This is a genomic window from Ideonella sp. (assembly GCF_041287625.1).
GTDB lineage: Bacteria > Pseudomonadota > Gammaproteobacteria > Burkholderiales > Burkholderiaceae_C > Ideonella.
Window position 1 is genome coordinate 15,998 of record NZ_JBGGNH010000033.1, and the last position, 20,514, is coordinate 36,511.

At 63.6% G+C, this 20,514-nt stretch carries 20 protein-coding genes; 4 read left to right on the forward strand and 16 right to left on the reverse strand.

Annotation, left to right across the window (positions count from 1 at the left end; all coding sequences use genetic code 11):
• Nucleotides 1-117: 117 nt before the first annotated feature.
• The 3 genes from ACAH41_RS13255 to ACAH41_RS13265 all read left to right on the forward strand — a co-directional run bounded on the left by ACAH41_RS13255 (nucleotide 118) and on the right by ACAH41_RS13265 (nucleotide 3,016).
• Nucleotides 118-1,590, forward strand: a complete 1,473-nt coding sequence (locus ACAH41_RS13255; protein ID WP_325650333.1) for a catalase — start codon at nucleotides 118-120, stop codon at nucleotides 1,588-1,590.
• A gap of 103 nt (nucleotides 1,591-1,693) precedes the next feature.
• Nucleotides 1,694-2,437, forward strand: coding sequence for an acyltransferase (locus ACAH41_RS13260; RefSeq protein ID WP_325650331.1), 744 nt, complete (start codon nucleotides 1,694-1,696; stop codon nucleotides 2,435-2,437).
• A 48-nt stretch (nucleotides 2,438-2,485) separates the two neighbouring features.
• On the forward strand, nucleotides 2,486-3,016 hold the full coding sequence (locus ACAH41_RS13265) for a Dps family protein (RefSeq protein ID WP_325650246.1): 531 nt from the start codon (nucleotides 2,486-2,488) through the stop codon (nucleotides 3,014-3,016).
• A 115-nt stretch (nucleotides 3,017-3,131) separates the two neighbouring features.
• Here ACAH41_RS13265 and ACAH41_RS13270 read toward each other — a convergent pair whose 3' ends face one another.
• Entirely contained in the window at nucleotides 3,132-3,965 is an 834-nt protein-coding gene (locus ACAH41_RS13270) for a hypothetical protein (protein WP_325650245.1), read from the reverse strand.
• Nucleotides 3,966-4,213: 248 nt separating this feature from the next.
• Here ACAH41_RS13270 and ACAH41_RS13275 point away from each other — a divergent pair, with 248 nt between their 5' ends.
• Nucleotides 4,214-5,842 carry a peptide chain release factor 3 gene (locus ACAH41_RS13275; RefSeq protein WP_325650243.1) on the forward strand — a complete coding sequence of 543 codons (1,629 nt, stop codon included), beginning with the start codon at nucleotides 4,214-4,216 and terminating at the stop codon, nucleotides 5,840-5,842.
• A 21-nt stretch (nucleotides 5,843-5,863) separates the two neighbouring features.
• On the opposite strand, the gene ACAH41_RS13280 is transcribed toward ACAH41_RS13275, so the two are convergent.
• The 15 genes from ACAH41_RS13280 to ACAH41_RS13350 form a co-directional block, all read right to left on the reverse strand.
• Complete coding sequence (locus ACAH41_RS13280) at nucleotides 5,864-6,124, reverse strand: hypothetical protein (protein ID WP_325650241.1); 261 nt, start codon at nucleotides 6,122-6,124, stop codon at nucleotides 5,864-5,866.
• Nucleotides 6,125-6,520: 396 nt separating this feature from the next.
• Entirely contained in the window at nucleotides 6,521-8,632 is a 2,112-nt protein-coding gene (locus ACAH41_RS13285; protein ID WP_325650239.1) for a fused MFS/spermidine synthase, read from the reverse strand.
• Complete coding sequence (locus tag ACAH41_RS13290) at nucleotides 8,629-8,979, reverse strand: DUF192 domain-containing protein (RefSeq protein ID WP_325650238.1); 351 nt, start codon at nucleotides 8,977-8,979, stop codon at nucleotides 8,629-8,631. The genes ACAH41_RS13285 and ACAH41_RS13290 overlap by 4 nt, the downstream gene beginning before the upstream one ends.
• Nucleotides 8,980-9,007: 28 nt before the next feature.
• The gene (locus ACAH41_RS13295; RefSeq protein WP_325650236.1) at nucleotides 9,008-9,874 is read right to left on the reverse strand and encodes a type II secretion system F family protein; all 867 of its coding nucleotides are present in this window, start codon (nucleotides 9,872-9,874) and stop codon (nucleotides 9,008-9,010) included.
• Complete coding sequence (locus ACAH41_RS13300) at nucleotides 9,871-10,713, reverse strand: type II secretion system F family protein (protein ID WP_325650235.1); 843 nt, start codon at nucleotides 10,711-10,713, stop codon at nucleotides 9,871-9,873. Before ACAH41_RS13300 ends, ACAH41_RS13295 begins: the two co-directional genes overlap by 4 nt.
• Nucleotides 10,714-10,742: 29 nt before the next feature.
• The gene (locus ACAH41_RS13305) at nucleotides 10,743-12,575 is read right to left on the reverse strand and encodes an ATPase, T2SS/T4P/T4SS family (protein ID WP_325650233.1); all 1,833 of its coding nucleotides are present in this window, start codon (nucleotides 12,573-12,575) and stop codon (nucleotides 10,743-10,745) included.
• Between the two features lie 9 nt (nucleotides 12,576-12,584).
• Nucleotides 12,585-14,123, reverse strand: a complete 1,539-nt coding sequence (locus tag ACAH41_RS13310) for a pilus assembly protein N-terminal domain-containing protein (RefSeq protein ID WP_325650232.1) — start codon at nucleotides 14,121-14,123, stop codon at nucleotides 12,585-12,587.
• A gap of 50 nt (nucleotides 14,124-14,173) precedes the next feature.
• Entirely contained in the window at nucleotides 14,174-15,058 is an 885-nt protein-coding gene (cpaB, locus tag ACAH41_RS13315) for a Flp pilus assembly protein CpaB (protein WP_325650230.1), read from the reverse strand.
• Between the two features lie 6 nt (nucleotides 15,059-15,064).
• Nucleotides 15,065-15,247, reverse strand: a complete 183-nt coding sequence (locus tag ACAH41_RS13320) for a hypothetical protein (protein WP_325650228.1) — start codon at nucleotides 15,245-15,247, stop codon at nucleotides 15,065-15,067.
• Nucleotides 15,244-15,957 (reverse strand): hypothetical protein, encoded by a 714-nt coding sequence (locus tag ACAH41_RS13325; RefSeq protein ID WP_325650227.1) that lies wholly within the window; start codon nucleotides 15,955-15,957, stop codon nucleotides 15,244-15,246. Before ACAH41_RS13325 ends, ACAH41_RS13320 begins: the two co-directional genes overlap by 4 nt.
• On the reverse strand, nucleotides 15,957-16,721 hold the full coding sequence (locus ACAH41_RS13330) for a TadE family protein (RefSeq protein WP_325650226.1): 765 nt from the start codon (nucleotides 16,719-16,721) through the stop codon (nucleotides 15,957-15,959). Before ACAH41_RS13330 ends, ACAH41_RS13325 begins: the two co-directional genes overlap by 1 nt.
• Nucleotides 16,721-17,506 carry a hypothetical protein gene (locus ACAH41_RS13335; RefSeq protein WP_325650224.1) on the reverse strand — a complete coding sequence of 262 codons (786 nt, stop codon included), beginning with the start codon at nucleotides 17,504-17,506 and terminating at the stop codon, nucleotides 16,721-16,723. The genes ACAH41_RS13330 and ACAH41_RS13335 overlap by 1 nt, the downstream gene beginning before the upstream one ends.
• A gap of 113 nt (nucleotides 17,507-17,619) precedes the next feature.
• A complete protein-coding gene (locus ACAH41_RS13340) occupies nucleotides 17,620-19,077 on the reverse strand; it encodes a pilus assembly protein TadG-related protein (RefSeq protein WP_325650223.1) in 1,458 nt (485 codons plus the stop codon).
• Between the two features lie 69 nt (nucleotides 19,078-19,146).
• Nucleotides 19,147-20,028 carry an OmpA family protein gene (locus ACAH41_RS13345; protein WP_325650222.1) on the reverse strand — a complete coding sequence of 294 codons (882 nt, stop codon included), beginning with the start codon at nucleotides 20,026-20,028 and terminating at the stop codon, nucleotides 19,147-19,149.
• 105 nt (nucleotides 20,029-20,133) lie between these two features.
• Nucleotides 20,134-20,415, reverse strand: coding sequence for a pilus assembly protein (locus tag ACAH41_RS13350; protein WP_325650220.1), 282 nt, complete (start codon nucleotides 20,413-20,415; stop codon nucleotides 20,134-20,136).
• Nucleotides 20,416-20,514: the final 99 nt, after the last annotated feature.

Here is a 20,514-nt window from a genome sequence, read left to right on the forward strand (position 1 = left end):
GGGTTGGACGAATTCATAGCTCGCTCCTAAGATCAACGCTTCCTGACCCACCTTCCGGAAGCAGCCATGAGCCAACCGTCCGATCCGAAATCCTCCCTCGCCGCCGGCTGCCCGGTGATGCACGGCACCACGCTGACGACCAGCGCCGGCGCACCGGTGGCCGACAACCAGAACAGCCTGTCCGCCGGCCCGCGCGGCCCGCTGCTGATGCAGGACCTGCACCTGCTCGAAAAGCTGGCGCACCAGAACCGCGAGCGCATTCCCGAGCGCGTGGTGCACGCCAAGGGCTGGGGGGCATTCGGCAGCTTTGTCGTGACGCACGACATCAGCCGCTACACACGCGCCAAGCTGTTCGGTGCCGTCGGCAAGAAGACCGATGTGCTGACCCGCTTCTCCACCGTGGCCGGCGAACTCGGCGCCGCCGATGCCGAGCGCGACGTGCGCGGCTTCTCGGTCAAGTTCTACACCGAAGAAGGCAACTGGGACCTGGTGGGCAACAACACGCCGGTCTTCTTCATCCGCGACCCGCTGAAGTTCCCTGACTTCATCCACACCCAGAAGCGCCACCCACGCACGCATTTGCGCAGCAACACGGCCGCCTGGGACTTCTGGAGCCTGTCGCCCGAGAGCCTGCACCAGGTCACCATCCTGATGAGCGACCGTGGCATCCCGGTGAGCCCACGCTTCATGGACGGCTTCGGCTCGCACACCTACAGTTTCATCAGCGCCGCTGGCGAGCGTCACTGGGTCAAGTTCCACTTCAAGAACCAGCAAGGCCACCGCACGCTGACGAATGCCGAAGCCGCGCAGGTCGTCGGCCAGAGCCGCGAGAGCTACCAGGAAGACCTGTACGGCGCAATTGCCCACGGCGAGTTTCCGCAGTGGACGCTGTTCATCCAGGTCATGAGCGAGCAGCAGGCCACGCAGACGCGCTACAACCCCTTTGACCTGACCAAGGTCTGGCCGCATGCCGAGTTCCCGCTGATCGAGGTCGGCACGCTGACGCTGAACCGCAACCCGCAGCACTACTTCACGCAGATCGAACAGGCCGCGTTTTCTCCGAGCAACGTGGTGCCCGGCATCGGCCACAGCCCGGACAAGGTGCTGCAGGCCCGCATCTTCAGCTATGCCGACGCGCATCGCTACCGCCTGGGCACCCACTACGAAGCCCTGCCGGTCAACGCGCCCAAGTGCCCGGTGAACCACTACCACCAGGACGGCTCGATGAACTTTTTCGCCCACGACGGCGAACACGGTTCCGGCAGCGAAGACGCGTATTACGAACCCAACTCCTTTGGTGGTGCGCAGCAGACCCCCGCCTACCGCGAGCCGCCGCTGCCGCTCAGCGGCGATGCCGACCACTACAACCACCGCGAGGGCAACGACGATTACGCCCAGCCCGGCGCGCTGTACCGGCTGTTCGACGAAGGCCAGCGGCGCCGCCTGGCCGAGAACATCGCCACCGCAATGATGGGCGTGCCGGCCTTCATCATCGACCGCCAGCTGACCCATTTCGACCTGGCCGACCCGGAGTACGGCCAGCGTGTGCGCGGGGCGCTGCGCGAGCGGGACATTGCTTTCGGCGGCTGACCCACCGCAAGCGGCGGCGACTTCGGGTTGCCAAACCAGCGAGCGCTCGGGTAGCCTCGGCCGACCGCCGGCAGCCTGCCGGTCACAAAGGACGGTTATCTTGGTGGAGTACAAGCTGGCGGCAACCCCGCCATGGGTCAAGCGCAAGGGCGAGTTTGCCGACAGCTGCGTGCTGCAACTTGCGCCGGAGACCGCCGCGGCCGGCGAACGCGGCAAGTTCCACCTGACCCTCGTGCACAAGGGCGGCAAGCGCGCGCTGCACGGCATCAAGATCCGGCTGGCGGCGCAGTCTGGCCACATCTCGATCTCGCTGGGCGGCGACCGCCACACGGTCGATTTCGCGGAAGCCACGACTGGCCACTATGACCTGCGCATGTGGCGCAGCTCGACCGTCACCATCGGCCGCGAGACCACCTCCAACGGCGCGCGCATCATCTGCGACCATGCGGACGTGCTGGTCGGCGAGGACTGCATGTTCTCCGACGACATCCTGGTCCAGGCCGCGGACCAGCACCCGCTGATCGACTTGAAGACCGGCGAGATCCTGAACAATGAGCGCCGCCGCACCGTGCTCGCCGAGCATGTGTGGATCGGCCGCGGCGCGACGCTGATGCCGGACGTCAGCATCGGCCGCGGTGCGATCGTCGGCACGGGCGCACTGGTGACACGCGACGTGCCAGCCACCTCGGTCGCCGTGGGCGTGCCGGCCCGGGTGCTGCGCAGCGACACGACATGGAGCCGCCAGTTCGGCCACATGGATCGCCATGCCCAGGCGCTGCTGCGCGAGCACGGCATCGGCGAGGACGCCGCGGCAGATGCTGACGCCAACGAACCTTCCGACGACTGAACATCAGCCGCCGATCACCCCCAACCAGTGTCCGATCAAGGAGTTCCCATGGCCAAGACGAAAACCAAGACCAGCACCGACGTGCTCGCCACCAACACCAGCGCACCGCCGATCAACATCGGCATCAGCGACAAGGACCGCGCCGCCATTGCCGGCGGGCTTGGCAAGCTGCTGGCCGACACCTACACGCTCTACCTGACCACCCACAACTTCCACTGGAACGTGACCGGGCCGATGTTCAACACGCTGCATACCATGTTCATGACGCAGTACACCGAGCTGTGGACTGCCGTGGACCCGGTGGCCGAACGCATGCGCTCGCTGGGCCACGCGGCGCCCGGCAGCTACGCCCAGTTCAGCGAGCTCAGCTCCATCCCCGACGTGCCGACCACGCCGCCCAAGGCGTTGGAAATGGTGCGCATCCTGGTGCAAGGCCACGAGGCCGTGGCCCGCACCGCCCGGAGCATCTTCCCGCTGGCCGACAAGGCCGGCGACGAACCCACCGCCGACCTGCTGACCCAGCGCCTGACGGTGCACGAACAGGCGGCGTGGATGCTGCGCTCGCTGCTGGAAGAGTGACCTTCGTGCCGGCCGCGCATCACCCTGCGCAGCCGGTGCCGGGCCGCCTCAAGGCGGCAGCGCCAACCCTCTCGGAGGGTTGGCGCTGCGTACCCGCGGCGCCGGGTGTCCCATTTCATTTAGGCTTGCAGAACCACTTGGCCTCGCCTTCGCTGAAGGAAAATGAGGCCACCTGACCCGTGGCACCCATGAACTGCTCCAGATGGAAGTTGGCGTCGCCAGCCCATTCGAAGCTGCCGTTCAGCGTGCCGTCGGCCAGCCGGCTGCCCACGGTCACATAGGTCAGCGGACGGGCCTTGTCGTGCAAGGGCAGCGCCTGGCCGTTGAGCACGACGGCCAGGCGGCCCACGCTGTAGCTGGCCTGCCGGCTCTCGCCGCCCACGCGCTGGCCATTGCGCTTGCGCCCGAGGTTCTTGCACTCGCCGCGGACGGTCTGGCCACCGGTGTCGTAGGCCTCGGCCATCAGGTCGGCCAGCGGATTGCTGGCGGCCAGCAGCGGCATCGCGCGCAGGTCCAGGTCCGCGCACATGCGGCCCTCGGTCACGTTGCCGTGCCCGTCGGGCGCGGCGCCCATCTCGATGAAGCCCTTGGCCGGCCCTTCGTCGGTGCTGTTCAGCATCGCGTGTCGTTGCGAGCCTTCCACCAGCTCAAACTCCATGCGGTCTTCCTTGCCGGCATGCCGGCCCATGCCCACTTCCATGTTCGGCGCGAACATGTCCATGCGCACAGCGTCCAGCTGCACCTGGCCGGTGGGCGAGATCTGCAATCGGCCGGGGTGGTTGCCTTTGCCATCGCGGTCCGGTATCTCGTCGCAAGCCTGGCCGCTGTAGCTGCCGGCCACCAGCGCGGCAAAGCGGCGCTTGAGCGCGGCCGGATCCTGGATCAGCCCACCTGCCGTCGCCGGTGCGCTGACAGCGGCGGCGAAGGCGGCGACAATGGCGGCTTGCACCCACGGGCCTGCAGCCCGCTGAAAAATTCCCTGGTGCTTCATTTCTGGCGTTTCTCCCATGTGACGGACTCCCTCTAACGCAGGGGCTTGCGCGACGCTGACCGGCGCTTCACGCAGGCTCCACGCCATGACGCTGGCGCGCCGAAACCGGCTCGCGTGCGTCGCTTCGATTGTGTCGGCGGCATGCTGCATGGCATGCCCGCCGCAACCAGGGCCCCGCGCCACACGATGGACGCGGGTCGAATCCCATGACCTCTGAACTCGCCCAACAGGTGCGGCAACGCCGCACCTTCGCCATCATTTCCCACCCTGACGCGGGCAAGACCACGCTGACGGAAAAGCTGCTGCTGTTCTCCGGCGCGATCCAGATCGCCGGCTCGGTGAAGGCCCGCAAGGCTTCGCGCCATGCCACGTCCGACTGGATGGAGATCGAAAAGCAGCGCGGCATCTCGGTGGCCTCGTCGGTCATGCAGATGGAATACCGCGACTGCACCATCAACCTGCTCGACACCCCCGGCCACCAGGATTTCTCGGAAGACACCTACCGCGTGCTGACCGCCGTGGACGCCGCGCTGATGGTGATCGACGCAGCCAACGGCGTCGAGCCGCAGACGCGTCGGCTGCTCCAGGTCTGCCGCGCCCGCAACACACCCATCCTGACCTTCGTCAACAAGATGGACCGCGAGGTGCAGGACCCGCTGGCGCTGATGGACGAAATCGAGCGTGAACTGGGCATGACGGTCGTGCCCTTCACCTGGCCGGTCGGCATGGGCAAGTTCTTCCACGGCGTGATGGACTTGCGCAAAGAGCAGATGCGCGTCTTCAGCCCCGGCGAGGACCGCGTGGCCGGCACCGAGGAGGTGCTGGAAGGCCTGGACAACCCGGCCTATGCCGAGCGCTTCGGCATGCAATACGAGCAGGCCCAGGGCGAAATCGAGCTGGTGCGCGAAGCCGCGCCCGAGTTCGTGCTGGAAGACTTCCTCGCCGGCAGGCAGACGCCGATGTTCTTCGGCTCCGCCGTCAACAACTTCGGCGTGCAGGAAGTGCTGGACGCATTGGTCGGCCTGGCCCCGTCGCCCGGCCCGCGCCCCGCGATCCAGCGCACGGTGCACCCGGAGGAGCCCAAGTTCACCGGCGTGGTGTTCAAGATCCAGGCCAACATGGACCCTTCCCACCGCGACCGCATTGCCTTCCTGCGCGTGGCCTCCGGCCGCTTCGAGCGCGGCATGCGACTGAAGGTGGTGCGCTCGGGCAAGGAGCTGCGGCCCAACACCGTCGTCACCTTCATGAGCCAGAAGCGCGAGCTGCTGGACGAGGCCTTTGCCGGCGACATCATCGGCATTCCGAACCACGGCGTGCTGCAACTGGGCGACACGCTGACCGAAGGCGAAAGCCTGCAGTTCACCGGCCTGCCCTTTTTCGCGCCCGAGCTGTTCCGCTCGGTCGAAGTGGCCGACCCGCTGAAGACCAAGCAGCTGCGCGCCGGCCTGACGCAGCTCGGCGAAGAAGGCGCGATCCAGGTCTTCCGCCCGATGCTCGGCTCGGTGCTGCTGCTCGGCGCCGTCGGCCAGCTGCAGTTCGAAGTCGTCGCCCACCGGCTGGAGCACGAATACGGCGTCAAGGCCCGCATCATGCCGGCCGGCTACAACGTCGCCCGCTGGATCACCTGCGAAGAAGCCGACGGCGGCGAGAAGGAACTCAAGCGCTTCGTCGACGGCAACAGCCACCGCCTGGCGCTGGACGCCGTCGACGCGCCGACGCTGCTGCTGGAATACGCCGGCGAGCTGCGGGCCATCCAGGAGAACTGGCCGAAGATCAAGTTCCACGCGCTGCGCGAGCATGCAGGCTTGGTGTTTCAGCAGCGGATGGGAGATTGAGACCGGACCGGATCACCGGCCTCAGTCACAGCCCTCGCCATCGGTGATCACGGCCAGGACACGCCCTTGCGCATCCCGGTGGCGCACCCAGCCCTCCCGCAGGGTCGGGCTGCGCACCGTGTCGTCCAGCGTCAGCACCGCCTGCCCGTCGGCCACCGGGCCGGGGTCGATGCTGTCCACCGGCTGCAGCCATTGCTGCACCAGCCACCACTCGGCCTGCGAGGTGTGTTGCTGGCGAAGCACCTGGCTGACCAGCCGCCGCCGCTCGTCCTTGGCCAGCACAGCAGCGGCCAGCCAGTGCCCACGGCCGGGCTGCGCCGGCAGATCAGGCGCCGCCTGCCCGGCAAACCCCCCGGCCCTCCTGCGCGGCCCTCCAGGCCAGCGCGGCCTCTGCCGTAAGCGCAACGGGTAGCACATGATTCGACTTAGAGCTACGCCAAGTCGAGCCACTCGCTTTCAATGGCACGCGAACCCGATCTCCACCAGTCCTTGATCACCGGAACCCACAGGCCTTCGTCGCTGTCGTCGGCTGGTTGCTGCACAAGGATTGCACGGTGGGGGTTGAAAGCCGCCTGATGGCGCCTGATCGATATCATCTTGCAGTGCTGCGAAAGATTAGCGCCTGCCCGCGCCTCTGCGTCAGCGACTTCTTCCGGCGCCAGTGAAGTCCGAGCGGGTTTAGCGCAGCGCTTCAAACAGGTTGTTGTAGCCGTCGGTCCATGGCTTAGCGCCAGGCGCCGCCGCCAGCGGCGAGATGCGTGCGCGCAACGCCGGCTGGCTCAGAAATCCTTCATCCTGGGTCACCAATACCCAGGTCGAACTGGTCTCCGGCGGGTTAACCGGGTTGTCGATCCGGACCACCTTCATGCCTGCATCATTGGCCAGCCCGGCCACAACCGGCGCCAGATTCAGGTATAGGTTTGACACGTGGAAGGCGATGATGCCCCGAGGACGCATGTGCTGTCGATAGACGGCCAGAGCCTCGCGCGTCAACAGGTGCACAGGTATCGCGTCACCGGAAAATGCGTCGACCACCAACACGTCGAAATCGCCATGCCGGCCTCGTGCCAACTCAGACTCCAGCATTAATCTCGCGTCGCCGATCACCACGCTCTGATGCGCAGCCGAATCGCTCAGGTAGGTGAAATCGCGCTCCGCGATCTGCTGGCTGTGCGGATTGATCTCATAGAAGCGGAAATCGTCGCCATCCTGACCCCAGGCCGCCATGGTGCCAACGCCAAGGCCGATCACACCCACCCGTCTATTGGGCCGGTCGGCTGTATAGCGCATCGCTTCCGCCACGCCGCTGCCCAAGCCGTAGTAGGTGGTAGGCGTACGGCGCTTTCCGGCCGCGCGCAACTGCATGCCATGAAGGATCGCACCGTTGTACAGCACCCGCTGCGTATCGCCGCGATCGTCAACAAACTCGGTGACCTGCGACGCCGCGTAGAAGTTGCGTTGCTGGGACACGATGCCCAAGGTGTGCCGTTGGTAGAAGACTAGGGCCATCAGAACCGTCACAAGGCAACTCGCCAGGGCGAGCACGAGCACGAGCCATGCCGCCTTGTTGGCTGTCAGGTAGCGCCGCAGCAACCACAATGCCAATACCGATGTCGCAATCAGCATCAGTGGCAGCTCGTAATAATTGTTCAGCAACACTGGCGCAAGCGCGCTGATCGTCAAGCCTCCAAGCGCACCACCTAGGCTGAGACACAGGTAAAAGCGCGTGAGATGGCGTGACGACGGTTTGCGCAGACTCAACTCACCGTGGCAGAACATGCAGCAAACAAAGAAGCCGGTGGCATAGAGCGGCACGACCCACTCAATGTCCACCTGCCAGGGCGGCAGATTGATGCACCAGGCCATCGCAGCCAACAGCAGGATCAACGGTGCGGTGAACGATGAACGGCGGTACCAGCCCCTGCCTTCGAAGCACAAGATAAATGTCAGCAAGTAGAGCGACAAGGGCAGCAGCCACAAGAAGGGCACGGGCGCGATGTTCTGGGTGATGTGACCGGTCACGGCCAGCAACAGCATCGAACCCATGGCCGACAGCAGCAGCCACCGCCCGTGATCAGCCCAGCTTGGCAGCGGCTCAGCTACCACCTCATTGAGCGCCACCGGACCCAGTGCTGCAGTGACAGTGCCGCGCGGACGCCGGGCCAACCACGCACAGAAACCACAGAGCAGCGCAAATAGGCAGAAAGCCAAACTCCATACTCGCGATTGCTGCAGGCTGCTGGCAAAGGGCTCAATTGCGAAAGGATAGACAAGCAGCGCGACCAACGAAGCCAGGTTCGATAAGGCAAAAAGACGATAAACCTGTTGCTTGGGGAATAGCCTGCTGTACCAAGCCTGCAGCAATGGGCCCGTGGTTGCCAGGCAGAAATAAGGCAAGCCCACCGCAGCCAGAAGCACCCACAGCACCTGCCCGATGGGTGCGCTCTGGGGATCCGGCCGAAGCGCGGCCGACGGCACGATGGGCAGCATGGCCACGGCGACTAACAGCAGGGTCACATGCACCCAAGCGTGCATGCGCGAGGTCAACCAGCGCGTGGCGAAGTCGGAATACGCATAGCCGGCCAGCAGCACCAACTGAAAGAACATCAATGCCGTGGTCCAGACAGCCGCGCTGCCACCGAACCACGGCATGATTTGCTTGGCGATGATGGGCTGGACAAGGAACAGCAGGAATGCGGACAGGAAGATGCAAGCGACGAACAGCGCTTGCATTGGCAGGGCCAGCCGGCGTCGCAAGGCCGGCGATGGGGTCTGGAAGACCGCACTCATGCCATCAAATCCAGTGACATGCCAGGCTTCAATCCAAGGCGCCTGGCCAGACCGGCTCGCAACTCCAGTGTGGAAGCGGCACCGCCACAACGCGCAAAGCGCCACGGCCCGAGCCGTGGCACGACCTTCAACACCACACCATCGGCTCGCAGGAACAGCACATCGATCGGATAACGCATGCCAATGGTGTGCACGCCATTACACGGCTGTAGCCATAGTCCGCAGGGGTGTTGCAATTCCTTGGTTGCCAGCAAGCCGATCGCGCGACGCCACCAAGTGTTGGCGTTGCGAATAACGCGTTGCGTAGGCACGCCGTCAATGTTGAGGGTCAGCAGCGCAGCAGACATGGCATTGGCTTTAAGGGGTGAACGGAGGTCACATGCCCGAGCCCAAAAATTTCATCACGATCGGGAAGCCCAGGACGATGAAGGTGCACGGGAAAATGAACATGATCAGAGGGCCCAGCATCTTCACCGGCGCCTCCATGGCCAGCTTCTCAGCGCGCTGGAAACGCTCGGTTCGTCGCTGATCGCTCTGGGCGCGCAGGATTGGCGCAAGGCTCGAGCCCATCAATTCCCCTTGAACCAGCGCACTGACCAAGCTGGAGGTCGGCGCGTAGTCGAGCCGCTCAGCCATATCGCGCAGGGCGTCCACGCGAGGCTTGCCGGCGCGCACGTCACGCAACACCCGGTTGATTTCGGTCATGAGCGGGCCTGGCTTGCACTTGTCGACTGATTTCTGCAATGCACCAGTCAGGTTCAGCCCTGACTCGATCGACAACGTGACGATGTCCAAGAAAAACGGCAGGGCCTTCAGAATCGCCAAATTCCGCTTTTTGGTGTGATCGCTGAGCCAGATATTGGGGTACATGAACCCTAAGAAACCGCCGATGGACATCGCGACGAACAACATGCCCTCACCGGCAAACACTGCGCCGAGGCAGGCACCGAAGACGGCCGATACAAGCTTGCCACCAAAGAACTGTAGCGGCGTCAGTGCATACTCCTGCCCCGCTCTGCGCAGCTTCGCAAAATAGCTTTGCCGCCGTTCATTTCCAAGCGCAAAACTGAACGTGTTCGCCAAGATGTTGACCAACGGCCACAGCAGGCGAAATCCTGAAGGCGGGCGGTCACGATACGTCGTGTCAGCGCCACCAAGCTCTACGAAAAGGCGCCAACACGCGAAAGCGGCCAGCACCAGCGCCGCCCCTACCATCAGCCCGATCAGTGTGAAATTGCTCATACGTCAATCGACACGATCTTCTTGATAAAAAAGCCGCCCATCAGCAACAACACGAAGATGGCGAGCATCACACCCCAGCCGTAATAGGTCACGAACAACGGCATCATCGCTTCAGGATCCATCACATAAAGAATTCCAGCCAGGAAAATTGGCAGTAAGCCGACAACGATTCCCTGCAATTTGCCTTGCGAAGTCAGTGCCTTGATCTTGCCTTCCATCACTGCCTTGGCGCGTAACGTGCTGGCCAGTCGGTCCAGAATCTCGGAAAGGTTGCCCCCGACCTCCTTGGCGATCGTCAAGGCCGACACGAACAGATCGATGTCTTCTATCTTCAAGCGCTGACCCATGCCGCGCAGCGAGTCTTCCAGCGCCAAGCCCAAGCGCTGCTCACGCAGCAGCAGGGAAAACTCCTGTGACAGCGGTGCCGGGTTCTCCTTGACGACCATATCCAGCGCGCCTTGTAGGCTGGCACCGGCGCGCAGTGAACCTGCCATCATCGTCAGCCCGTCCGGTAGTTGAAGCACCAACTTGGCCGCACGACGGTTGCGCATCACGACCCATGCCACGCGCGGAAACACCACGCCGACGATGCCCGCTAGCACCGCCAACGCGGGCGCGCCGGTGACCAGCCAGACCAGCATTGGCAGCAGCAGGAACATCGCGACATTGATGCGAAACAGCGCTTTCGGGTCGATGAACAAGAACATATCCTGCAATGACAGCCGCGCACTTTCGGTAAAACGCTCGCGCCAGCCCTCGAAGGCGGCGCGAGTGGCCCACGCCATCGCAAGTACCGCGCCGAAAATCATCAGCGCAATGAGGGCGAGCTCGATCGTCATTTAGCAGCTTTCTCCACAGCGCCGCACCGTCAGCCCCGCGCGCGCGCAGCGGGATCGCGTTCCGGCGCCATGCCGTCCCGGAAGATATTGATGTCCAGCGGGATACCGATGCGGCTCAGTTCCTCGTAAAACTCAGGCACGAAGCCCCGACCGGTGAAATATCCCTGGGTCTTACGCTGCTCGTTCAGCCCGGTCTGCACGAAGGCAAACACTTCCTGCAGCTGGATCTTGCCGCTTTCCACACCTGTCACCTCGACGATGTTGGTGACCTTGCGAGTGCCACAGGCGAAACGGGTTTGCTGCACGATGATGTCGATGGCTGAAGCCACTTGTTCGCGGATCGCGGTCACCGGAAGGTCCATGCCCGCCATCAGCACCATCACTTCAAGGCGAGCCAGCATGTCACGTGGGCTGTTGGCGTGGGCCGTCGTCAGGGAGCCATCGTGGCCTGTGTTCATAGCCTGCAGCATGTCCAGTGCCTCGCCGCCGCGGCACTCGCCGACGACGACCCGGTCAGGCCGCATCCGCAGCGAGTTCTTCACCAGCTCGCGGATCGAGATCTGGCCCTTGCCTTCGATGTTGGCTGGGCGGGCCTCCAGCGTGACGATGTTGGAATGGTGCAGCTGCAGTTCGGCTGCGTCCTCAATGGTGACGATGCGTTCGCCATCAGGGATGAAGTTGGACATGATGTTCAGCAGCGTGGTCTTGCCCGAACCAGTACCGCCAGAGATCAGCATGTTCTTGCGCTGCTCGACGCAGACCTTAAGGAATTCGATCATGGCAGGACTTGCCGAGCCAAACTTCAACAGATCGGAGGAATCCAGCTTGCGCTTCGAGAACTTCCGGATCGTGATGGAGGGCCCCTTGAGCGCCAGCGGCGGTATCACGGCATTGACCCGGGAACCGTCCTTCAGCCGCGCATCCACCATCGGCGAGCTTTCGTCGATGCGCCGGCCGATCGGCGCGACGATGCGCTCAATGATGCCTTGCACCGCTCGGTCGCTGGTGAACGCTACCGGCCAGCGCTGCAACTGCCCCGCACGCTCGACAAACACTTCGTCCGCCCGGTTCACCATGATTTCAGTGATGGTCGCGTCAGCGAGCATTGGCTCGAGTGGACCCAGCCCGATCGCTTCATCGCGCACCTCTTCCAGCAGCTTCACCCGGTCGACGTGCGGCGGCAGTTCGCTCGACATTCGGGCGATCAAGTCGCGGATCAGCTTTTCGGTCAGCTCGCGCAATTCGTCATCAGCCATGCGATGCGTGTCGGTGCGACGCATGTCGAACGCCTCGAGCAGCTTCTCGTGCAGGATTCGGCGAAAGCGAAAGTTGTCGTCATGCGCAGGTTCGGCCGGCGCCACGGTGGGCTCGACCGGTGGCTTGGATTCCACCGCTGCCGTTGGGACAACATGCGCCACTGTGGCGAGCGGCGCTTCTCGCCGCGGCTTGGCCGCGAGAATCGCCGCTGCCGCCTGGGCCGCGGCCGAGTCCGAGTCCGCTGGCTTCAATAGCGGCATGCCGCCTGCGGACAAAGACGCCGGTTCGGCAAAATCGGCGGCAGTGCCATCACGTGGCCGCCACGAAACCTTGAGTGCGTGCGAACCGATGCGCACCTCGTCATCAGCCTCCAGCGGCCTGGCCTGCTCCACCTTCTGCTCATTCACCAACGTGCCAAAAGTGGATTCCAAATCGCGAACAAAAACTCGATCGTTCGAAACAAACACTTCGGCATGACGACGGCTGACCCGCCAGCCAGGCAGGGTCAGTTCGCAGTCCAAATCTTTGCCAATCACCGCTCGGCTGGCCTCCACCTTGAACTGGCGAGGGCCGTTGGCCTGATCTTGGAGCACGATGGTGAGCATGATGGACAACTACGGTTGGGGCGACGTTGAGGGCGTGGGGGCTGGCGTCACCGGCAGATCCGGTCCGTCAGCTTCGGGAGCGACAGCGCGGTTAAGACGCCCATCCGTCTTGGCACGAATCGATTCCGACAGTGTTTGCCCACGGTCGACTGCCAGCTTGTTGAGAGCGCTTTGCGGCGTCACCACCCTTGGCGTCACCAACACCACCAGTTCGGTCTGCTCGGTCCGCGTCTCATGTGCGCCAAACAGGTAAGAGAACAAGGGGATGCGGCCGATGCCAGGAATGCCAGAGTGGGATTTGTCCACCTTGTCCCGGAACAGGCCGGCGATGACCAAAGGCTCGCCCTCCTTGATGGCGACCTGCGTCTCGGCGCGGTTGGTGGTGAAGGCAATGAAGCCCTGGTTGCTGTTGCGCGGGTCAGGTTCGCTCACCTCGACCACGATGCCGGACTGAACGTTGCCTCCGCCATCGGCCACCGGGCGGAACTCGATCAGCACGCCGTACTGCTTGTAGATCACGCTGATGGCACCGTTGCCTTGCGCCACCGGGATGGGAATCTCGCCGCCGGCAACGAATTTGGACTCGCCTCCGCTGCGGCAACTCAGCCGCGGCTCAGCAAGCGTCCAGGCGTCGCCGTTTTCTTCGAGAAAGCTCAGCGCTGAGGTGATCTGCGTGGCCAAGCCAAAGAAAGTCGCCGCCGGATGGGCCGTGTTCACCAGCGGGAAACCCTGCAGCGTGTCGGGCCGCCACGGCGTGTTGGCATACCCAAGCAGGTTGGTGGCGAATGTCGGCCCGTTGCCGGTATTCGCCCACTTGATGCCGAGCTGATCCAGCGCACGCTTCTTTACCTCAATCACGCGCAAATCGAGTTGCACCATGCGTTCGAGCTGCAGCGGATCGGCATCGGCCGGCTTGCCGGAAATCAGGTTGAGCAACTGAGGGAAATTTTCACCCAGAATCTTGATCTTGGCGACAGCCTCGCTGTCGGGGTATCGCCCTTCCAGCACCACGCGGTCGCCGACAGTGCGAACGCTCACGCCCGGCATGTCCTTGACCATCGCGGTGATGTCCGCCTGCAACTGCTCGTAGTGCACGGGGTGCACCTGCACGGTGTATGTGATCTGGCGACCATTCTTCAGCCAGACGTGAAGACCGGTTTCGCCGGGTGCTTCCGCCAGCAGCACCAGCTGCCCATCGTCCACCACCGTTGCCTTGATCACGCCGCCATTGCCGATCGCCACCCGTGCGATGTTGGGCAGGCCGATGGTGGTCACCTCGCCCACGGTCAGCGTCCGCCGCGGCCCTGTCTCGATGGCGGGCTGCGCCTTCAGCTTGCCCGCCGCCGGGAAGCTTGTGCTTCCCGCATTGGTGTCGATGACAACCCCCCTGTTGGACGCCGTCTTTCGCGGCGCGCTGGCAGCCCCGCTTGCGAGGTCGGCCGGCGCTGAGCCTGGCAACACCTGAACCGGCGCCGCGGTTTGAGCCTGTGCCGACAGCGCAAGGACGGCGATGCAAGCAGCAAATGGCCGCTTTCCCTTTGACAACAAGATAGATCCCCTCAGATTCGAACCACCACCAGGATGGCGGTCCTAGAAACTCAATGCGCCGCGGCGTTGCCGGACTGGGCCCCAGCGGCTCGGTTAAGCGCGGGCGCAAGCTGAGCCAGCTGCACTTCGGCTCGACCGCCTGAGCCGCCGCCAACGATGTATTCCACCGTTCGCACGCCGTCCTTGCCAGCGCCGGCCACCAGCATCCGTGCGGATAGGGTGCGCGTGCCATTGGCAGCAACATCATCCGGATGGCGCAACACCGCAGTCAGCTGCCCGGACGACTTGGCGACGATGATGCGGTTGGCATCCACAGGGGACACCTCCATCGTGACCGTCGTGAACGAGCGCTCCTTGCCGGTGCCGTCATCACGCTTGGTCAAGGTCTGGTCCGTTGCCAGTACCGGCACGTTGGACAGCAGCGGCAGTGTCACGTCGGGGCCGTCTCCGGTGCCTCTGGCGGTATAGATCAGGTCGATGTGGTCGCCCGGCCGTAACATGCCCGAGATCGAGTTCACGGCGTCCACCTCAAAGGTCAAGGCACGCGAGCCCTTCTTGAGGGCGCTCGAAAACACGTTGGTACCGGCGCCTTCGGTATGCACGGCGAGCACCTCTTCGCCTCGCTTGACAGGCACAGCCAGGCGCTGGTTTTCAAATGCATCGAACTGGTCCGGCTTCACGCCGCCGTCGTGGGCGTACTGCTTCGGAATCTGCCGCACGGCGACCACATCCCCGCTGAGCAGTTCCCCCCGCTCAAGGTCGCGCTTGGCCACCACCACTTCGACGGTTTCATTCTTCTTGTTCATGGCGTCCTCCATCTCGGCGAGGCGCCGCTTGATGAGAGAGTTGCTCAAGAAAACGGCGCCCACGCCCAGCGCAATGGCGCCGGCCAGCAGCAACCAGTTGGTGTTGACTTTCGGAATCGAGATGGCCATGGCACTTCAGGGCAAGGAGATGAAATGGGTGAGATTGCGGAAAAAGGCCTTCACCATGTCGGCCAGGAACGCTGCACCGGTCTGGCCCCCGAAAAGGCCGTTTGGCGTAAAGAGTGCAGCCACCAGCACCGTGGCGATGGCGGCGTACTCCACCATGCTTTGCCCGCGTTGGAATCGACGGAATTTCATCGGTTGCTTGCCGTCGAGGAAGTCACCAGATTGGCGGTGATGTAGGTGCGGCGTTCGGCGTCCACGTACGCGACCGTGACGTCCAGCGTGCGGTCCGGCCTGTCGAAAATCCCGATCCAGCTGCGCGTGCCAGAGGCAGGCGGATTGGTATGTTGCTGATTCAGCACGTAACCACGGCGCAACCACTCGTCACGCATCCGCTTCACGTTCAGGTCGAAACTGTCGTCGCTGACCATGGAGATCACATGGCTGCGCTTGGGGCCGTCAACCGACTCGGTCACCTGCAATACACGGACGCTGCTCCAGCTCGGCCAGCCCGCCGGCAGGAAGTCGGTCTTCATGTCGGAAAGATCGGCCACGCTGAGCATGCCCTCACTGCCTTGCGGCTGACGAGGCCGCGCCTGAACCACCAATTGGTAGCGGTCCTGCAGTGCGGCAATGGTCTGCCAGCCCCCCGCAGACAACTCGCGTGGCAGCGGCCCGCCGGAACGCGACCACCGCGTGCGATAGAAGGCAAGCACCTCATCCACCGAAAGTTCGGATTCGAAGTGCTCAATGCGCGAAGGCAAACCATTGACACGCACATCGCGGGACACCCACTCCACCTTCGCGCGGGGCGGATCGGGCATCTCCGGCCACCCCCCGGCAAACGCGGAGGACAGACCGGCAAGCGCACACGACGCGGCAGTGGTGACGGACTTGAGTGACATCACATGCAGTTGCCGGTGGAGTGCGCACCATCCAACCGGCGGTTTGGCACCACGTCTGGCTTGATGCAGCCGAGTTCCGGGCCATACGGCTCGAACAGCACCATGACCCAGCCAAGCACTGTGTTGACGCCGCTCGGGATGCGCGCCAGTGGTACCACGGTCGCCGCTGCGTCACGGGTTGCCCGCGAACTACCGCTGCTCAGTCCATCGCCCGCCGCTGCAGTGGCTGCTGCGATCTTCAGCGAGTTCGGCGTGCCGGTCGAAAGATCGAGCTTGTTCGCCAAGGTCACCTCGACCCGGGCGACAGTGGCCGGGTTGTAGTTCTTCCCAGCGCTGCTCGCCATCAGGTTCATCGAACTAGCCACCGCGCCAGGATTCAGCGCCTGGCTACCGAAGGTCAGCGAAACGTCATTGGGCGAATTCAGCAGCGTGCCGCCCACGAGGTCACGCCAAATGGGTGCCGCCTCGCTGCCGTTGTGACCCACCGCTGTGTCGCTCGATTGGAGCTTGCCGTTGTTGCGCGCGCCATGCAGGAAGAAGCGGGCCCTCATCTGGTCTCGCAACGCGTTATCACTTTGCCCGCCCGGCACCATCGCTCGTTGGAAAGATGCATAGCGGCTGGCCTGCACAGCGGTCTGTTGGATGTCGCTGTAGCGGCCGGCGTAGGTGATCGCCAGAAACAGCGGCAGCAGCACCGCCATGGCCACGAGGAACTCAGCCATCGACTGGCCGCGCTGCGCGAGACGAAGCTTCGTGCAATCCATCATTGACCTCCAATTGCAGTTTTCATGGGCTGGCGTAGAAAGTTCTCGGCCGCGGCCCTACTGAAGCGTTCGGCCGAAATGCCGGCGCCATCGGCAATCGACACCAGCTTGACGTTCCCAAAGCCGGCGATCTGCCCAACAAACGTCGGCAGGTAGGCGCCGGTTTGCGAACGGTCGTCGCTGCGCGACTTCAGCACCACCGGTCGGCCGTGGCCCTTGACGTAGTAGAACGGCCGCTTGCTGTACAGGCACATGTCGTACGAGCCCGGGTCACCGCCAGCCTTGACGCCCGCAGTCCGTGCGACCAGATCGTTGTTCCAGACGCACTGCGTTCCCTGCCCTGCGTCGGCAGTTGGCAGGCCGGTGATGTCATGCGCCTCACGCGGCGCATCGCATTCCGGCGAACCGCCCTTGCGTTCCTGCAGGTCCGGCTTCGGCGCCGGCCCGCTCTGCGGATCCATCAACTCGGTCAGGGTGGCGCCCGTGCCTTCAATGGAAGACTCACAGGTGACCTCGATCTGCACCGAGCGCGAATGGAACACCATCAGCTTGCACTGGCTGGCCGCATCCGCGCCAACGGCGCGGTACACCTCGTATTTCGCCCATCGCTTGCCGTCGAACAGCTCTTCTTCCTCGTGCACCTGCAGCTTGGACAAGACCGCATCCGCCACGGTGGGGGCCGGCGAGGGCGGCAAGCCCTTGGCGGCCAGGCAGCCCTCATGGCTCACCTCGATGAACTTGCGCAGTCCAGCCACGTCGGGCAACCCAGCACGCACGATGCGCAAGGGCGGGCCGCCGCCATCGGCCTGCGCAGCGCCGCAACCGGTCAACCACCCGGCGGCCACAAGCGCCGCGCAACCGGAAGGCCAGGCGCCATGCCGAAGCCGAATGAGCAGACTCACCGCTGGCCCCCGGGAGTCAACCGAACCAGCGCAGCGTTCTGCGCGGGGCCTACCAAGGCCATCAGTCCCGCCTTTTCGACTTGGGTCAGGTCGGTGACACGCGCTTGCCAATACGGGCTGTACAGGGAACCGTATTCCTTGGCGCCGTCCGGCCGCCAAAGCGGGCTTGCCGTGGCGTCGTTGGCCAGCCCGCTCTTGGGCCGCTCGAAGAACACCACGCCCTTGGACAATGCACTCAGCTTGTTCGCACTGAGATTTTCATTCATCTCGGGCGAGCCGGTCGGGCTGCTGAAGCTCGTGCCCATGCCCAGGTTCTGGCTGGTCATGGTGTTCGCCTGCGGCCGCTGCACCGCGACGAGGAAGTCGATGTGCAGCTTGTCCCGGTTGTTCTGATTCTGGTCGCGCACGTCGTACAAGGAAGGCACCCCGGTCCAGCGACGGTGCGAATGGCTGGCACCGTCCGACCAAGCTGCGTCGTATACCGGATGACTGCCCCAGGTATTCCCCGAGCTGCCATTGCGATCAGCATTCGCTCGCCCATATCCGATCGGGATTCCCCATTCCCACTTGAACTTTACGGCGTTCCAGGTGCCAAGCTCCAACGTATCTTCGGACTCCCAGCGGTCGTAGTTGACGAGTTGGGTTCCACCCCGCTTTTCTTCCTTGGCGACAAAAGGAAGTGTGATATTGAACAGGAAATTGCCAGGCCGGTTGACCGAAAACGGATCTCGAGAATCCAGCAAAACCTGCTTCGCATCACCGCGGTCGTTGTTCGTGTACCGCTTGGTGAAGTTATTCCACTGCACCTCGTTGGCCACGATGGTTGCGGTGCGCACGCCAGGGCTGTTGTCGATCTGCAAACCCGCGTCACCGTGGCCATTGAAGTCGGCGCGGTTGGCTTGCACCACGTTGCTGGCCGCGTTTTCCGCCAGCGCACCACCGGCCAACAGCACGGCTTGGTGAGCTAAGCTGAAGCCGGTCTTCAGGCCTTCCATCACCGGGATCAGGAAGTCCACGAAGCGTGACATGCCATTGCGTGCCTGGCCCGCAATCTGTGACGCCTGTTGAAGCACCCGCCCGATGGCCGTGCCCACATAGGGAATGAAGTTGGCAACGATGCCGAAGTTGCGCCCGGTGGTCTGCGCGTAACCCAGCCATGCCTCCAGGCTCAATGACTGAGCCAGAAAGACCTCATTGGCCATGATGGAACGGTTGTTGTAGGCCACCAGATTGAGCACCCGCGCCTGCACGGTGGCGCCACTCAGCGCGGCGGCGTCGGCGGCATTCACTGTTTTCTGCTTGGCTACCGTCACCTGGCCCACGCTGTAGACGCCCAGCATGACGGCTGCAGCCGCTGCCATGGTGCCCAGCAGCCAAACGATGGCCTGCCCTTTCTGGCCACCGGACGCCTGGGACACCCGCCGGTTCCCCATCCGCCGCTTCGAATTCATCATGCCTCGCCCCTTGCTGGTGTGGAACCCTGGCATTGCATCTACGCCGCTTGGCGGTGATGCAATGCCACGTCACTTCACGTTGACAAGCTCGACGCGGCGGTTCGCCGCGCGCCCTTCCTCGGTGCGGTTGTCACCCACCGGTTTGTCCTGCCCGTAGCCCACGGCACTGAGCCGCTTGGCGTCGATGCCAAGCGCCGCAACCGCGCCCATGACAGCCTTGGCCCGGGCCTCGGAAAGTTGCTTGTTGGCAATCGGCGTGCCGACGCCATCGGTATGCCCTTCGATGGACAACTTCATCGCCGGATTCGACTTCAGCATCGCGGCAATTTCCTTCACGGCCGCCAGGCCGTCCTGCTTGAGTTCAGCCTTGCCCGTGTCGAAGTTGATGTGCAGCGTTGCAAAACCGGCCTTCTTGATCTGGTCGGTCAACTGACCAGCGGTGACCGCCTCCTCCATAGCCTCCGGCTCAACAATCGTGAGCTGGTAGTTGTGTGCATTGGTGATGTTCAGGATTGCCACCGGTGGCCGCTCGGCGGCGGACAGCGCAAACACATGCGCGCCCGTGACCAGATCGGTCGGATCGTTGAAATCAACACCGGAATTCAGCGCCCGCCCGCCCAGCTTCTTGACGGCTGCAAGATAGCTCCGGTAAATCTTGACTTCGCCCGGCGGCTGCCCCTCCAGGGTGCCGTAGTCGGTGCGGGTCACCCGCCCCTCGAATGACTCAGGAACGCCTTTGATCAACTTGCCAGCCACATCGGGCTTGACCACTCCGAACTGCTTGATCGACTGGCCCAGCAGTTCGGTACCGGCGACACGGGACAGCAGCCGATGATCTTTGCCATCCTCGGCGAGGGCAGGCCCGAAAGCAGCCAAAACGGCGAAAACTGCCACCCAGCTCACCCCGCTGCGCAGCCACGCCCAAGACTTTCCCATCAACTCCATGATCATCTACTTCACTGCTTGCATGTCAAAACGGGGCGGCCGTGACAGCCGCCCTTTATCCCACTGAACAAGGTGCCCGCCTGCAAGCGCGCCGGGCTACTCCCAGGTATTTCAGTGTTCGCCCACGTTGTCGGCGAACTTCGACAGGCCGCGCTGTGTCGCTGCGTCGTTCTTGGCAGCCTTGCCGGCGCTGGTGGCCTGCTTGGTTGCGGCGTCGGCTTCCGTCTGCTGACCGGCAAGACCGGCTGCCATGGCGCCCGTCTGGTTGCGGACCGTGCGGCCGAAGTAGTTGTAGACACCAATCGCCGCGACAGCGATGAGCGCCACGATGATGATGTATTCCGTCATGCCTTGACCACGGCTACGAGCGAGCTTCGAGCTGATGCGATTCATGTTTCAAATCTCCTTAGTTGCAAAACGATTGGCAGCACCTTTCTTGTCTAGACAACACCAAAAACCTGGCTAGACAAGCCTGTGCATCACGCCGATCGG

Coding starts and splice junctions, on each gene's coding strand:
- ACAH41_RS13295 (WP_325650236.1), bottom strand. CDS start 9,874: ATGAGCAATTTCACACTGATCGGGCTGATGGTAGGGGCGGCGCTGGTG.
- ACAH41_RS13340 (WP_325650223.1), bottom strand. CDS start 19,077: ATGATGAATTCGAAGCGGCGGATGGGGAACCGGCGGGTGTCCCAGGCG.
- ACAH41_RS13290 (WP_325650238.1), bottom strand. CDS start 8,979: ATGTCTGCTGCGCTGCTGACCCTCAACATTGACGGCGTGCCTACGCAA.
- ACAH41_RS13265 (WP_325650246.1), top strand. CDS start 2,486: ATGGCCAAGACGAAAACCAAGACCAGCACCGACGTGCTCGCCACCAAC.
- ACAH41_RS13255 (WP_325650333.1), top strand. CDS start 118: ATGCACGGCACCACGCTGACGACCAGCGCCGGCGCACCGGTGGCCGAC.
- ACAH41_RS13350 (WP_325650220.1), bottom strand. CDS start 20,415: ATGAATCGCATCAGCTCGAAGCTCGCTCGTAGCCGTGGTCAAGGCATG.
- cpaB (WP_325650230.1), bottom strand. CDS start 15,058: ATGGCCATCTCGATTCCGAAAGTCAACACCAACTGGTTGCTGCTGGCC.
- ACAH41_RS13275 (WP_325650243.1), top strand. CDS start 4,214: ATGACCTCTGAACTCGCCCAACAGGTGCGGCAACGCCGCACCTTCGCC.
- ACAH41_RS13285 (WP_325650239.1), bottom strand. CDS start 8,632: ATGAGTGCGGTCTTCCAGACCCCATCGCCGGCCTTGCGACGCCGGCTG.
- ACAH41_RS13305 (WP_325650233.1), bottom strand. CDS start 12,575: ATGCTCACCATCGTGCTCCAAGATCAGGCCAACGGCCCTCGCCAGTTC.
- ACAH41_RS13345 (WP_325650222.1), bottom strand. CDS start 20,028: ATGATCATGGAGTTGATGGGAAAGTCTTGGGCGTGGCTGCGCAGCGGG.
- ACAH41_RS13300 (WP_325650235.1), bottom strand. CDS start 10,713: ATGACGATCGAGCTCGCCCTCATTGCGCTGATGATTTTCGGCGCGGTA.
- ACAH41_RS13320 (WP_325650228.1), bottom strand. CDS start 15,247: ATGAAATTCCGTCGATTCCAACGCGGGCAAAGCATGGTGGAGTACGCC.
- ACAH41_RS13325 (WP_325650227.1), bottom strand. CDS start 15,957: ATGTCACTCAAGTCCGTCACCACTGCCGCGTCGTGTGCGCTTGCCGGT.
- ACAH41_RS13330 (WP_325650226.1), bottom strand. CDS start 16,721: ATGGATTGCACGAAGCTTCGTCTCGCGCAGCGCGGCCAGTCGATGGCT.